The following is a 13,283-nucleotide window of genomic DNA, read 5'->3' as shown; positions in this document are numbered from 1 at the left end:
CGCGCGCTACAGGAGGCGAGATCGACGCCGTCGAACAGGATCTTGCCGTCGAGGCCGGCAAAATTGCCCGGCAACAGCCGCAGGATCGACAGGCCGGTGATGGTCTTGCCGCAGCCGCTCTCGCCGACGATGCCGACGCGCTCGCCGGGCGCGATGTCAAAGTCGATGCGGCGCGTCGCCTGCCAGACGCCCTGCGCGGTCTTGAAGCGGATGCCGAGCCCCCGCACGGACAGCAGCGGCCGCGCGCCGTCGCGCGCCCCCTCCGCCCTGCGCTGTGCCGGCTGGCCTGCCTCCATCAGCCCGCCGCCCGCTTCTTTTCTTTCACCAGTTCCTCCTCCATCAGCATCTCGGTGCCGATGATGCCCTCGCGGGTGAGCTCATCGAGCTCGGCGTCGGAGAGCCCGAGCATGCCGCCGAGGATCTCGCGGTTGTGCTCGCCGAGCGTCGGCGGCACCGAGCGGATCGCGAACGGCGCATCGCTCTCGCGAAATGGCATCGACGGCTGCGGATGCCGTCCGATGAACGCACGGTCGACCTGCTGGATGAAGCCGCGGGCGTGGAGCTGCGGATCCTCCAGGAGATCGATCGGCAGCCGCGCCACGCCGGAGGCGACACCTTCGGTCTGCAGCGCGGTCATCGCCGCATCGGCATCGCGCGCCGCGGTCCAGGCCGTGATCGCAGCCTCGATCTCGGCCTCGATGGCGCGGCGGCCCGCGGCCGTCTTGAGCGCCTCGTCCGCTGCCCAGTCCTCGCGGCCGAGCAGCCGGGCGAGCTTTGGCCACATCGCGTCGTCGGACACCGCGACGACGATCCAGTTGTCTTCTCCGGCGCAGCGAAAGCAGCCATGCGGCACGAAATCGGGATGGCGGTTGCCGTATTTGGTCGGCGGCCTGCCACTGGTCGAATGCGCCACGATCCAGGGCGCGGCGAACGGCATCATGCATTCGATCTGCGCCAGATCGATGAACTGCCCCTGCCCGGTCAGTTTGGCGTGGATCAGCGCGGTCAGCACCGCGGCGGCGCCGTTAAGCCCGCCCACGGCGTCGCCGAACGCGGTATGGCTCATGACCGGCGGACCATCGGGATCGCCGACCACGCTGGGCAGGCCGGAGCCCTGCTCCAGGGTCGAGCCGTAAGCGCGGCAGTCGCGATGCACGCTGCCGGCGCCGAACGCCGACATCGACATCATCACCAGCTTGGGATTGATCTTGCTCAGCACGTCGTAGCCGAGGCCGAGCTTGGGCAGCACCTCGACCGAATAATTGTCGACCACGAGGTCGGCATCGGCGAGCAGGCGCTTCGCCAATTCAAGCCCCTTCGGCCGGGTCAGATCGAGCGTGATGCCGCGCTTGTTGCGGTTCATGATGCAGTAGCGCACCGACTTCTCGTACATCTGCTCCAGCACATAGGCCGGACGGCGGTCGACGCCGCGCCACCAGTCCGGATACTGGGTCGCCTCGATCTTGATGACGTCGGCGCCGAGATCGGCGAGCGTGCGGGTACAGATCGGCCCGGCCCAGCCCATCGAAAAGTCGACGACGCGGATGCCCTCGAGCGGCAAGCGATCGGTTGCAGCGGGCTTGGGCGCCGGCACGCGCGGCGCCGCCTCGCGCCTCGCCTGCTGCTCGCCGAGATCAGGCACCCGGCCGCCGCGCAGCGGCGGCGTTGCCGTCAGCCGCTGCATGGTGCCGGCGGAAAAGCCGGTCTCGTCACCGAGGGTGATCGGGACGATCGCACCGCGGGCGCGCTTCTCCTCATCGGCGATGAGATCGGAGATCTCCGGCACCGGCACGATCGGGATCTTGCGCCTGAGGCCTTCGGCAAACCACTCCTGCGCGGTGCGCTGCTTCAGCTTCGGCAATATCCTGTCTTCGATCTCGGCGACATGGCGCAGCCGGTCGACCCCCATGACCAGTGTCGGATCGTCGCGCAGTTCGTTGAGCCCGAGCATCTCGCAGAACGCGCGCCACTGCGCCGGGGTCACCGTGGTGACGCCGAGCCAGCCCTGCTTGGTCTCGTAGATGCCGACCGGAAAAGTCGGCCAGAACCGGTTGACGCCGATCCGCCGCATGATGTCGCCGCGCTGGAACGCCTCGAACATGATGTATTCGGTGACGGCGATAGAGGCCTCGAACAGGCTGAGATGGTTTTCCCGCCCGCGCCCGTCCTGCATACGGCCGAGCACCGACGATGCGGCGGCGATGAAACCCCACAGCCCGCCCAGAATGCCGATCTGGAAATCCGGCGCGTGCATCGGCGGCCCCTGCTCCGGACCGACCAGCTTCACCAGTCCGGTCAGCGCGCGGATCGTGGAGTCCGTCGCCGCGAAATTGGCGTAGGGACCGCGATCGCCGAACCAGGCGAGGTCGAGATGGATCAGGCCAGGATTATCCCGCTTGATCGCGTCGAGATCGATCTCGGGACAATCCGCCGCGGCGATGCCGCGCCCGTCGAGCAGGATGTCGCAGCCGACAATCAGCTCCCGCAGCGATGCCGCGCCCGCATCGCCCGTGCCGAGCACGACACTCGACTTGTTGAAGTTGAGAAACGCGAACCACGCGCTCCGGCCTTTGGGCGTCAGCGGCGCGGTGCGGCGAAGCGGATCGCCGTGCGGCGGCTCGACCTTCTGCACATCGGCGCCGAAATCGGCAAACAGCCGCGCGCAATAGCTCGTCGCCGCAGCACTTCCGATCTCGACAATCCGCAGATGCGACAACGCGCCCATCAGGCTTCCTCGCGACACATGACCAGCCGGTGACAGCGGCTGATTCAGTTTTTTGTTGAATGAACTTGAAGCCGCGCGACGAGTGTGATGCAAGTGGAATTTTCTTCCGCTTGACGGAATTAGCGAGCGTATGACCGAAGTTGCTGCTCGGCGCTAAGCGAAGATTGTGCAGCTAATTGCAGGTGAGCTGCGCTTCGAACCAGTGTTGCACTGAGTTCGACAGTCGCGGCCATGCGCGCAAGACATGCGCGTATGAGGCAGCGCCCGCGCGGGTGATGCCGCGCAGTTCCTGCTCAATGGCGGGAAGATCAACACCGAGGCACCGGCCGGCCTTGGCGACGGTGCGACCATCGACCACAAGCTCTGACATCAGCGACGCATTGCCGCGTGCGAACAAGAGGTCGAGCGGATCGGCATCGAGAATCTGATCACGCTCGAGGCGGTCGAGATCGATGCTGACGAAATCGGCCGGCGCACCGACCGCGAGCTCGCCGGTGCCCGGCGCGCCGGTGGCGCGGCGGCCGTTGCGGATCGCGAGCGTGAAGAATTCCTGAGCAGTCCATGTGCGCTTGAAGCCGAGACCACCGTGCATCATCTGCACCAGCCGCATCTCGCGCAGCACGTCGTCATCCTCATCGAGCGCGAGGCCATCGACGCCGACCGCGATTGCACAGCCGCAGCCGTGCGCGGCCGCGATCGGCGCCAGCCCGGAGCGCAGATGCAGATTGGAGGAGAAATTGGTGACAATGCGCGCACCCGACGCCGCGATCATCTCGAGCTCGTCAGGCCGAGCGTGGATGCAATGCGCAAGCGTCAACCGCTCCGAGAGGAAACCGATGTCGCAGAGATAGCGGACGATGCCGCCGGGGAAATACCGGTCGGCCCAGGCGCGCTGGTAGGTCGTCTCGAGCAGATGCATATGGATACGACGGCCGGTCCGCGCCGAATTTTCCGCGACGGCCTCCAGCAGCGGCTTCGAGCACCACTGCACGCCGGCCGGCCCGAGCTGGACGTCGACCTTCGGCCCGCCAATCGCCGCAGCGATCGCGTCGGTCAGCTCGATATAGGCCTGCGGCGACATCCGGGCGCGCACGAACAGCTGTTCGATCGTCTTGCGGTCATCGGCCGGAAGACCTGACAGCACCGCTTCGCTGTCGCCATAGACAATCGGGTTCTGGTCGCGCACGGCGATGGCAAAGGCGATGCGGATGCCGACATCGCCGGCGGCGCGCGCGATCGCCCTGGCTTCATCGAGCAACGGCATGGTGCCGCTCGGGCGGGTGTAGTGCACCATCATGGCGGCGCAGCCGGCCTGCGCTGCGCGGGCAAACGCCGAGGCCGCGGTGAGATACGGATCGACCGGCGTGCCGACCACCGTGCGCAGGATCCAGCTCTCCAGGGGCATGCCGACCGCGCCGAAGCTCGAGGCCCGCGGGCGGGCGTGGTCGTGGGCGTTGACGAAAGCGGGGAGGATGAGGGAACGCGGGCCTGTCGCCGGGCGCGCGGTTTCGGAAATATCGGCGATGATGCCGGCGTCGTGACGGAGCAGGACGTCGTTGCGGATCTCGAGGTCAGAAGCGGAGAACAGACGGGTTGCTGTGACGTCCATCGACCTTCTCCACTTGGTCGTCATTGCGAGCTCAGCGAAGCAATCCCCCTCTCCGCTAGGGGAAAGCTGGATTGCTTCGTCGCTTCGCTCCTCGCAATGACGCGTAACCTCAATTCGCCGTATACACCAGCTCCCGCTCCGCACGTGGCGGCAGGAATTCGCGCGAAAACACCTCGGCGGGGGCCGGCGTGCGGGTGAGCTGGTAGCCTTCGACGATGAAGCCGATGGCGCGGGCCATGCGGTCGTCCTTGACGTCGCCGATGCCGATGTCCTTCATCTCCGGCGAGACGATCAGCTTCTCGAAGGAATATTGCAGGCGGCGCTTCTCGACATCGACATTGATCAGATTGTCATAGTTCAGCGCCGCCTTCATGGCGGCGTTCTGATCCTTGGCGACCGCGATCGCGCCCTTGTTGATGGCGCGCACGAGGCCGGCCACCGCCTTCGGGTTCGACGCGATCAGCTTGCGCGAGACCATCACGCCGTTGGAATAGAGGTCGAGCCCGTAATCGCCGAACGAGAACCATTTGAAGTCCTTGTCGGGGTCCTGGCGGTTCAGCACCAAATTGAAATAGCTCGTGATGTTGAACACCAGCGCGGCGTCGATGTCGCCCTTGATCAGCATCGGCTCCTGCAGGTTCGGCGCCATGTTGGAGACCTTGATCTTCTCGCCGTCGAGCCCGTTCTTGTGCACGAACACCGGCAACAACCGCGTGGTCGGCGTCCCCTGCGCGCCGCCGAGCGTATGGCCCTCGAAATCCTTGATCGACTTGATGCCGCTCGAGTTCTTGGCGACGATCGCGAACGGCGGCTGGTTCCACATCATGTAAACCATGACCGGCGCATCCTGCGGCTTGGTCGCGGCGTTCTGGATGATCGCGTTGACGTCGCCGAAGCCGGCGTCATAGGCGCCCGACATGATGCGCGTCACGGTCGCGCCGGAGCCCTCGCCCTGGTCGATCACGACATTGAGGCCCTCTTCTTTGAAGTAACCGTTGTCCTTGGCGTAGAAGAACGCGGCGTCCGAGCCTTGCGTCTTCCAGCCCAGCGTGAACTTGATGGTGGTTTCCTCGGCGCGCGCGGGACCGGCGACCAGGGCCAATCCCAACAGCGCGGCGCTTACTTTTCTCAGCATCGAGATCTCCTTAAGCTTCATTGCTTGACGGTTGACGAAGTGTCTCAAGTGGCGATCACATTGTCCTTGCGCGTCGCCCAGCCGGTGACCTGGCCCTCGATGAGCGAGAACAGGACGTAGAGCGCGACGCCGAGACCGGCGAGCACGAACAGCCCGGCGAACACCAGCGGCACGTTGAAATTGGAGGACGCCGTCATCATGACGTTGCCGATGCCGCGGTTCGAGGCGACGGTTTCCGACAGCACCGCACCGACGAAGGCGTAGGAGACCGCGACCTTCAGCGAGGCGAAGAAGAACGGCATCGTGCGCGGCAGCCCGACATTCCACAGGATGTCGAACTTGCTGGCGCCGAGCGCCTTCAGCACGTCCTCGAGCTCGGGTTCGGTGGTGGCAAGACCGGTGGCGATGTTGACGACGATGGGGAAGAAGCAGATCGACAGCGAGGTCAACACCGCCGGCACGGTGCCGGAGCCGAACCACAGCACGAAGATCGGCACCACGGCGACCTTCGGGATCGACGAGAAGCCGACCAGCAGCGGATAACAGGTGTCGTAGGCGGTTTTTGACACCCCGATCACGGCACCGAGCGCCAAGCCGAGCGCCACGCCGAGCACGAAGCCGATCATGGTGGTGACCAGGGTCTGCACGATGTGCGGCCACAGGATCGGGAATTTCTCGAACAGCGTGACGAAGATCTGCGACGGCCGCGGCAACACGAGGTCCGACATCCCCGTCATCAGGCAGAACAATTCCCAGGCGACGAAGAACAGCACGATCAGCGCCGCGGACCAGGCCTTCTGCCTGATGTCTGACGTGGACATGGTCAGGCTCCCTCTCGCGCCGCGGTGCGCGCATCGACGATGAAGGCGCGGAGCTTCTGGTTGAGCGCGACGAAGTCGGGCTCGAAGGTCATCGCCACGGTACGCGGACGGGCGAAATCGACCCTGGAGTCGTCGAGGATGCGGCCGGGCCGCGCGCTCATCACGCAGATGCGGCTGGCGAGGAAGCCGGCCTCGCGCAGATCATGGGTGACCAGCAGCACGGTCGGCCTGTGGGTCATCCAGAGCTGCTGGAGGATTCCCCACAGCTCCTCGCGGGTGAACTGGTCGAGCGCGCCGAACGGCTCGTCGAGCAGCAGCATGCGCGGCTCGTGGATCAGCGCGCGGCACAGATTGGCGCGCTGGAGCATGCCGCCGGAGAGCTGCCACGGATAGCGGCCGCCGAATCCCTTCAGCCCGACCTGCTCGAGCAGCGCATTGGCCTTGTCGCGGAACTCGGTCTTGCGCAGCTTGCGGAATTGCGAGCGGAACGGCTCGACGATCTTCAGCGGCAGCATGATGTTCTTTTCGATCGTCATCCACGGCAGCATGGTCGGGTTCTGGAACGCCATACCGACGCGCATCGCGCGCGCCGCGACCTCGCGGCCGCCGACGATGACGACGCCGGTGGTCGGCCGCGTCAGGCCACTGACCAGCCGCAGGATGGTGGACTTGCCGCAGCCGGACGGGCCGACCAGCGCGACGAACTCGCCCTCGGCGATCCGCAGCGTGGTTGTCGACAGTGCCGGCACGGCGCGGGCGCCGCGGCCGAAGGTCACGGAGGCGTCCGACAGCTCGATCGCGGTCGGCGCGGATCCGGCGGCCATCGGCTCGCCGGCAAATTCGGAGTTTGGTTGCATGCGCATCACGAGCAAAGTGCATGCAAACTGGATGCCAGCGGCCGCCGCGTTGAAAATCAAGGGGATCGCGCATTCCGCGCCCAAATGGCCGGATTCCTTTTGGGCAATCCGTGGCTCAAACTGCATGCAATTCGAGCGCCCGATTGCTTTGGCGGTATGATAAAGAGGCGTTCGAAGCAGCTTCGAGAGGGATTCGCGGCAATGGCGGGGCGCGCCGACAGCGGCAAGACGGCTGAATCGTCAGACAAGGTCAGCGTGATCTGCCGCGCGCTGCGGCGCGCGATCATCGAGCAGGCGCTGGAGCCCGGCGCCAAGCTGCCCGAGGATTCCCTCGGCGAGCGCTTCGGCGTCAGCCGCACCATCGCACGGCATGCGCTCGGGCAATTGGCGGCGGAAGGCCTGGTCGAGCTGCGCCGCAACCGCATCGCCGTGGTGGCGACGCCGAGCTGGCAGGAGGCGCGCGATGCCTTCGACATCCGCATCGAGCTCGAGCGGCTGGTGGTGCGGCAGCTCGCGGGCAAGCTGACCAAGGCGCAGATCGCCGAGCTCACAGCCCATGTCGACGCCGAGGATCGGGCCCGCGACGGCAGCGACGCGGTGTCGATCCGGCTCGCCACCGAATTCCACATCCTGCTCGCCCACATGACGAACAGCCCGATCCTGGTGCGCTATGTCAGCGAGGTCGCCTACCGCTGCTGCCTGACGCTGTCGCTCTACAGCCGGCCGCATTCATCGGAATGCGCGATCAACGAGCACCGCGCGATCATCGCCGCGCTGGCGAAAGGCGACGTCGACAAGGTGATGGGGCTGATGCACAGCCACCTGGATTCCGTGGCGACCCGCGCGCTGGTCGCGCCAAGCCCGCAGCGCGGGCGCGATCTGCTGGATATTCTGGCGCCCTATGCCGACGAGGCAAGCGGCGAAAAGATGGTGAAGCTGCCGAAGGCGGCGCGGCGCTGATGCTCTCACCTCGCCCCGCCTGCGGGGAGAGGTCGGATCGCATCGCAGATGCGATCCGGGTGAGGGAATACAGGTCCATCCGCGGCCGATACTCGCGGATGCAGCCCTTCACCCCGACCCTCTAAGAGCGAGCTTCGCTCGTCTCGACCCCGCAAGAGCGGGGCGAGGGAGAACTGGCACCGCTCCCTACGCCTCGATCCCCCGCTGCACCAAAATCCGCTCGGCGCTGTCGTTCCAGACGTCCATCTTGACGATCTGCCCGTCCCGCACCACGAAGCGGTCGACATAGCGGTTGCCTTCGAACGACGTGCCGTCGGTCCATTCGCCGTAGAGCGTGCCGACGCTGTAGACGACGGTCTCGTCCGTGCCAGGGCAGACATCGAAGCGGTCCATCTTCTTCTTCACCCAGCGATAGCGCTTCGCATTGAAGCCGGTCGGCCCGCGCGGATGGTCGAATTCGCGCCCGCCGGTGAAGGTGATCACCGTGCCCGGCTTCATATGGGCCGCGGCCGCATCCGGATCCGGGATCATCGACGCCGTCAGATAAGCCTCGACGATCTCGGCGTCGGACATCGGGCGGGCATCGGCTTTGGCGGGTGCGGACATGGGGGCCTCCGGAGATAATCAGGACTCTACAATCTGACCGCCAAAGTGTATGCATATTTTTTAGACAATCGAACCATAGAACTGCACACAATCTGGTGCTGCTGGTTCCCTGCCCTTCCGCTAGGCTCAGACCATCCTGATGTTTCCTGACCGATGATCGCGACACCTGCCTTCGACCTGGTCTTCCGCAATGCCGTGACGCGCAGCTCTGCCGCCGCGGTCGATATCGGCATCGCCGGCGGCAGGATTGCCGCGATCGCGCCGCGCCTCGTGTGCGAGGCGGTCGACGTCGACCTCAACGGCCGGCTGGCGTTGCCCGGCTTCGTCGACACCCATATCCATCTCGACAAGGCCTGCCTGCTCGGCCGCTGCGGCCACGATCACGCCAGCCTCGGCGAGGCGATCCGCGCGGTGTCGGCGATGAAGCGCGACTTCACGGTCGAGGATGTCTATGCGCGTGGCGGCAGGGTGATCGAGCGCGCGATCACGGCGGGCACCACGCGGATGCGGACGCATGTCGAGATCGACCCGAGGATCGGGCTGCGCGGCTTCGAGGCAGTCAAGGCCTTGAAACGCGACTATGCCTGGGCGCTCGACCTCTCGCTTTGCGCCTTTCCGCAGGAGGGCCTGACCAACGATCCCGGGGCCGACGAGCTCTTGGTCGCGGCGCTGCACGACGGTGCCGAGGCGGTCGGCGGCTGCCCCTATGTCGACTGCGATCCGAACGCGCATATCGCGCGCATCTTCGACCTCGCGCAGGAGTTCGACGTCGATGTCGACCTGCATCTCGATTTCGACCTCGATCCCTCCTGGTGGCACATGGAGGAGGTCTGCCGGCAGACCGAGCGGCGCAACTATCACGGGCGCGTTGCGATCGGGCATGCGACCAAACTTTCCGCGCTGCCGCCCGAGCGGCTGAAGGCGGCGAGCGCGCGCCTCGCCGAGGCCGGCGTTGCGGTCACCGTGCTGCCGGCGACCGATCTCTATCTGATGGGACGCGACGCCACCCATAATGCGCCGCGCGGGCTGACCGCCGCGCACCGGCTCGTCGCCGATGGCGTGCTGTGCTCGGTCGCGACCAACAATGTGCAGAATCCCTTCACCCCGTTCGGCGATGCATCGCTGCTGCGCATGGCCAATCTCTACGCCAATGCGGCGCATGCCGGGATCGGCGAGTTCGACGCCTGCCTCGATCTCGTCACCGACCTGCCGGCGCGGCTGATGAACCTGAAGGACTACGGCATCACGGTCGGCAATCCCGCCGACATCGTCGTGCTCGACACCGACAGCGGAACCAACGCGATCGCCGAGCTGCCCGACGTGCTGATGGGCTTCAAGCGCGGCCGCAAGACGTTCGAACGGCAGCGGCCGACGCTGTTCCGGCCTGACACAAGATTCTCCCCGTCACCCTGAGGAGCCGCGAAGCGGCGTCTCGAAGGGTCACGGTTTGTGCATGCGTTCCCTCCCCGTCATTGCGAGCGTAGCGAAGCAATCCATCGCACCACTCGGGGAAAGATGGATTGCTTCGTCGCTTCAGCGCAAAATTGCTTTGCAATTTTGTCGCGAGCTCCTCGCAATGACGGGGCTGCATTGTCGCCTTGCCCTGGCGCGAATTGACGTCTTCGCCGATCCGTTGTTGGTACTCCCCAACAGCAACAAAGAGCCGGGCAGGAAACCATGAGCAAATCCACCACAATCAAAAGCGTCGAGACGCTCGCCTGCGATGCCGGCTGGCGGAATTATCACTTCGTCAAGGTGACGACCACGGACGGGCTGGTCGGATGGAGCGAATATGACGAGGGCTTCGGCGCGCCCGGCGTGACGGCGGCGATCGAGCGGCTGTCGGCGCGGGTGGTCGGCAAGAACGCGTTCGAGCACGAGCGGATCTATGTCGAGCTGTTCGCCGCGACGCGCCCCGCCGCCGGCGGTGTGGTGGCGCTGGCGCTCGGAGCGATCGAGAACGCGCTGCTCGACGTCAAGGCCAAGGCACTCGGCGTGCCCTGCTACGACCTGCTCGGCGGCAAGATCCGCGACCGGGTGCGGGTGTACTGGTCGCATTGCGCGACCTGGCGCATCAATCATCCCGACTGGTACAAGCCGGCGATCACTGATCTCGACGGCGTCAAGGCGATCGGGGCCGAGGTGCGCGAGAAGAAATTCACGGCGATGAAGACCAACATCTTCGTCTACACCGACGGCAAGCCGCAAGGCTGGCGCCCCGGCTTCGGCTCGCCGTTCCAGCCCGAGATCAATATCGATCGCACCGTGCTGCGCAATCTCTGCATGCATCTGGAGGCGATCCGCGACGGCGCGGGGCCGGATGTCGATCTTCTGCTCGACCTCAACTTCAACGCCAAGACCGAGGGCTATCTCAAGATCCTGCGCGCCATCGAGAAGATGGACATGTTCTGGGTCGAGATCGACACCTTCAACCCGCAGGCGCTCGGCTATATCCGCCGCCAGAGCCCGCACCCGATCTCGTCCTGCGAGACGCTGCTCGGCCTGCGCGAATTCCTGCCCTATTTCACCGAGCAGGCGATGGATGTCGCGATCATCGATACGCCCTGGAACGGGGTCTGGCAGTCGATGAAGATCGCCGCCGCCGCCGAGCATTTCGAGGTCAACGTCGCGCCGCATAATTTCTACGGCCACCTCTGCACCATGATGAACGCGCATTTCTGCGCCGCGGTGCCGAACCTGCGGATCATGGAGACCGACATCGATCGGCTGGCCTGGGACCACGAGCTGTTCACCCACGTGCCTGAATTCGTCGACGGCCATCTCGTGATCCCGGATCGGCCGGGCTGGGGCACCGAGCCGAACGAGGAAGGCCTGCGCGCGCATCCGCCGAAGAACAAGGGCGGGCTGTTGAATTATGGATTGAAGAAGTAGGTCTCTCTACACCGTAGTCCCGGCCTAGTGCGCAATGGCGCACGGGAGCCGGGACCCATAACCACCGCTGCGTGGTGTGTTAAGGATTATCGCCCCAGCGGAGCAAAACAATGCGCAGCTGGGGTAATGGGTCCCGGCCTTCGCCGGGACGACGCTTCCTCAATCACCGCGACCTCAATTATCCTCCCGCACGGCCGTGAACGCGCTGTCGATCACGTCGCCGATCGGCTGCCAGGCATTGCCGTCGAACTGCACCAGGCGCATCTGCTTAATCGGGCGGAAGTCTTTCGGGCCGGTATTGATCACGATCCCGGGCAGCGCGATCGGGCTCTGGTAGTCCTTCAGCGACGCCGCCTGCCGCATGATGTTCTCGCGCGACAGATCGTCGCCGCACTGGCGCAGCACCTGCATCAGCGTGTCCGCGGCGGCGTAGCCGAACACGGCGTAGATGTCGTCCTTGTCGCCGTCGGGATAATACTTGTCCATGAAGGCGAGCCACGCCTTGATCTGCGGATCGTCCTTCCAGGAGGCATCGCCGGCATCCTTGAGGAACGAGGTCGAGATCACGCCGAGCGAATTCTGCAGACCTGCTGGCCGCAAGGCGCTGGCGATCGAAGCCGACGCATTGTCGAGGATGAACACCGGATGCCAGTCTAGGTCCGCGGCGACGCGGATCGCGCGCGCCGCGATCGCCGGCGCGCCGTCGAACACCAGGATGTCGGCGCCGGAGTTCTTCAGGATTCCGATCTGGTTCTGGATCGCGGTCTCCGACGCGTCGAAGGCGAGATCGGCGACGATCATCCCGGCGGTGTCGCCGAGCCCTTCCTGCAATCCCTTGAACAGGTCGCGACCGAACTGATCGTTCTGCCAGAGCACCGCGATCTTGCGGGAGGGATAGGCCGCTTGAATGTAATTGGCGTAGATCCGCCCCTCGGCGCGGAAGGTCGGCTGCCAGCCCATGGTCCAGGGAAAGGTCACAGGATGCGCCCACGCCTCGTCGCCGGAAGCGACGAACAGCTGCGGGACCTTGTTCTCGTTGAGGTACTTCCGGACCGCGAGATTGCTCGGCGTGCCGAACGAGCCGAACATCAACAGCACGCCCTGCTTCTCGACGAGATCGCGGGTCTGCTCCATCGCGATCTTCGGATTGGAACTGTCATCGACCGAGACGAACCTGACCTTGCGGCCGTTGATGCCGCCATGCTCGTTGACCATGTCGAAATAGGCCGCCTCCGCCCGCCCGATGGTCGCGAACGCCGCGAGCGGCCCGGTATAGGGCATGACGTTGCCGATGCGGATCTCGTTGCCGGCCGCCGTCTGCGCCTGCTGCGCGCGCAACGGCGCCGCCGCAAGGACAGCTGCGAGGACGAGGGATATCGAAAGCGCCGTTTGTCTTTTTGTTTGCATCAACATCGCCACAAACGCCGGTAGCGGGCCGGCGCTCCTCCCGAGCGAGCGGAGTTTATCGCCCAAGCCAATGCCGGAAAAATGAAATGTTGATGGCGGAGGCCGGCCTCAGCGCAATGTTATGTCGAGCCAGCCCAGCGGGTTGACCGCGACGCGGTCGCCGCTGTCGACCAGGACGGTCGTGGTTTCGGCCTCAATGATCGCGGGACCGGCCAGCGAATGGCCCGGCCTGAGATCGTCGAGCGCGTAGACCGGCACCTCGCGCCAGGCA

General features: G+C 65.4%; 13 protein-coding genes. 4 read left to right on the top strand and 9 right to left on the bottom strand.

Annotated features, from left to right (window positions below; all coding sequences use genetic code 11):
* The 6 genes from AKL29_RS34000 to AKL29_RS33975 all read right to left on the bottom strand — a co-directional run.
* A partial coding sequence (locus AKL29_RS34000) for an ATP-binding cassette domain-containing protein (RefSeq protein WP_152977886.1) occupies nucleotides 1-296 on the bottom strand: 296 nt, incomplete at its 3' end.
* Nucleotides 296-2,725, bottom strand: a complete 2,430-nt coding sequence (locus AKL29_RS33995) for a CaiB/BaiF CoA transferase family protein (protein WP_050387191.1) — start codon at nucleotides 2,723-2,725, stop codon at nucleotides 296-298. The genes AKL29_RS33995 and AKL29_RS34000, both read right to left, overlap by 1 nt.
* Nucleotides 2,726-2,897: 172 nt before the next feature.
* Complete coding sequence (locus AKL29_RS33990) at nucleotides 2,898-4,334, bottom strand: amidohydrolase family protein (RefSeq protein WP_244482574.1); 1,437 nt, start codon at nucleotides 4,332-4,334, stop codon at nucleotides 2,898-2,900.
* A 109-nt stretch (nucleotides 4,335-4,443) separates the two neighbouring features.
* A complete protein-coding gene (locus AKL29_RS33985; RefSeq protein WP_050387288.1) occupies nucleotides 4,444-5,469 on the bottom strand; it encodes an ABC transporter substrate-binding protein in 1,026 nt (341 codons plus the stop codon).
* 44 nt (nucleotides 5,470-5,513) lie between these two features.
* Nucleotides 5,514-6,290 (bottom strand): ABC transporter permease, encoded by a 777-nt coding sequence (locus tag AKL29_RS33980; RefSeq protein WP_028334397.1) that lies wholly within the window; start codon nucleotides 6,288-6,290, stop codon nucleotides 5,514-5,516.
* Between the two features lie 2 nt (nucleotides 6,291-6,292).
* Nucleotides 6,293-7,147, bottom strand: coding sequence for an ABC transporter ATP-binding protein (locus AKL29_RS33975; protein WP_050387287.1), 855 nt, complete (start codon nucleotides 7,145-7,147; stop codon nucleotides 6,293-6,295).
* On the opposite strand from AKL29_RS33975, the gene AKL29_RS43055 reads away from it, so the two are divergent.
* Nucleotides 7,146-7,307: a hypothetical protein gene (locus AKL29_RS43055; protein WP_160321815.1), complete on the top strand. Its 162-nt coding sequence runs from the start codon at nucleotides 7,146-7,148 to the stop codon at nucleotides 7,305-7,307. The two genes, AKL29_RS33975 and AKL29_RS43055, sit on opposite strands and share 2 nt — an antisense overlap.
* A 41-nt stretch (nucleotides 7,308-7,348) precedes the next feature.
* Entirely contained in the window at nucleotides 7,349-8,107 is a 759-nt protein-coding gene (locus AKL29_RS33970; RefSeq protein WP_028334399.1) for a GntR family transcriptional regulator, read from the top strand.
* A gap of 186 nt (nucleotides 8,108-8,293) precedes the next feature.
* On the opposite strand, the gene AKL29_RS33965 is transcribed toward AKL29_RS33970, so the two are convergent.
* Nucleotides 8,294-8,713, bottom strand: coding sequence for a nuclear transport factor 2-like protein (locus tag AKL29_RS33965; protein ID WP_028334400.1), 420 nt, complete (start codon nucleotides 8,711-8,713; stop codon nucleotides 8,294-8,296).
* Between the two features lie 153 nt (nucleotides 8,714-8,866).
* Here AKL29_RS33965 and AKL29_RS33960 point away from each other — a divergent pair, with 153 nt between their 5' ends.
* A complete protein-coding gene (locus AKL29_RS33960; RefSeq protein ID WP_050387189.1) occupies nucleotides 8,867-10,126 on the top strand; it encodes an amidohydrolase family protein in 1,260 nt (419 codons plus the stop codon).
* A gap of 264 nt (nucleotides 10,127-10,390) precedes the next feature.
* Nucleotides 10,391-11,605 (top strand): mandelate racemase/muconate lactonizing enzyme family protein, encoded by a 1,215-nt coding sequence (locus AKL29_RS33955; protein WP_028334402.1) that lies wholly within the window; start codon nucleotides 10,391-10,393, stop codon nucleotides 11,603-11,605.
* Between the two features lie 174 nt (nucleotides 11,606-11,779).
* Here AKL29_RS33955 and AKL29_RS33950 read toward each other — a convergent pair whose 3' ends face one another.
* Nucleotides 11,780-13,012, bottom strand: coding sequence for an ABC transporter substrate-binding protein (locus tag AKL29_RS33950; RefSeq protein WP_050387286.1), 1,233 nt, complete (start codon nucleotides 13,010-13,012; stop codon nucleotides 11,780-11,782).
* Nucleotides 13,013-13,120: 108 nt separating this feature from the next.
* Nucleotides 13,121-13,283 (bottom strand): hypothetical protein (locus tag AKL29_RS45975; RefSeq protein WP_283809436.1); only part of this gene is annotated, 163 nt, incomplete at its 5' end.

Origin of the sequence: Bradyrhizobium pachyrhizi (assembly GCF_001189245.1) — a bacterium.
GTDB classification, from domain to species: Bacteria; Pseudomonadota; Alphaproteobacteria; order Rhizobiales; family Xanthobacteraceae; genus Bradyrhizobium; species Bradyrhizobium pachyrhizi.
Note: the sequence above shows the minus strand (reverse complement) of the source record. Positions and strands in the feature narration are given on the sequence as shown.

Coding starts and splice junctions, on each gene's coding strand:
- AKL29_RS33995 (WP_050387191.1), bottom strand. CDS start 2,725: ATGGGCGCGTTGTCGCATCTGCGGATTGTCGAGATCGGAAGTGCTGCG.
- AKL29_RS33990 (WP_244482574.1), bottom strand. CDS start 4,334: ATGGACGTCACAGCAACCCGTCTGTTCTCCGCTTCTGACCTCGAGATC.
- AKL29_RS33985 (WP_050387288.1), bottom strand. CDS start 5,469: ATGCTGAGAAAAGTAAGCGCCGCGCTGTTGGGATTGGCCCTGGTCGCC.
- AKL29_RS33980 (WP_028334397.1), bottom strand. CDS start 6,290: ATGTCCACGTCAGACATCAGGCAGAAGGCCTGGTCCGCGGCGCTGATC.
- AKL29_RS43055 (WP_160321815.1), top strand. CDS start 7,146: ATGCGCATCACGAGCAAAGTGCATGCAAACTGGATGCCAGCGGCCGCC.
- AKL29_RS33975 (WP_050387287.1), bottom strand. CDS start 7,147: ATGCAACCAAACTCCGAATTTGCCGGCGAGCCGATGGCCGCCGGATCC.
- AKL29_RS33970 (WP_028334399.1), top strand. CDS start 7,349: ATGGCGGGGCGCGCCGACAGCGGCAAGACGGCTGAATCGTCAGACAAG.
- AKL29_RS33965 (WP_028334400.1), bottom strand. CDS start 8,713: ATGTCCGCACCCGCCAAAGCCGATGCCCGCCCGATGTCCGACGCCGAG.
- AKL29_RS33960 (WP_050387189.1), top strand. CDS start 8,867: ATGATCGCGACACCTGCCTTCGACCTGGTCTTCCGCAATGCCGTGACG.
- AKL29_RS33955 (WP_028334402.1), top strand. CDS start 10,391: ATGAGCAAATCCACCACAATCAAAAGCGTCGAGACGCTCGCCTGCGAT.
- AKL29_RS33950 (WP_050387286.1), bottom strand. CDS start 13,012: ATGCAAACAAAAAGACAAACGGCGCTTTCGATATCCCTCGTCCTCGCA.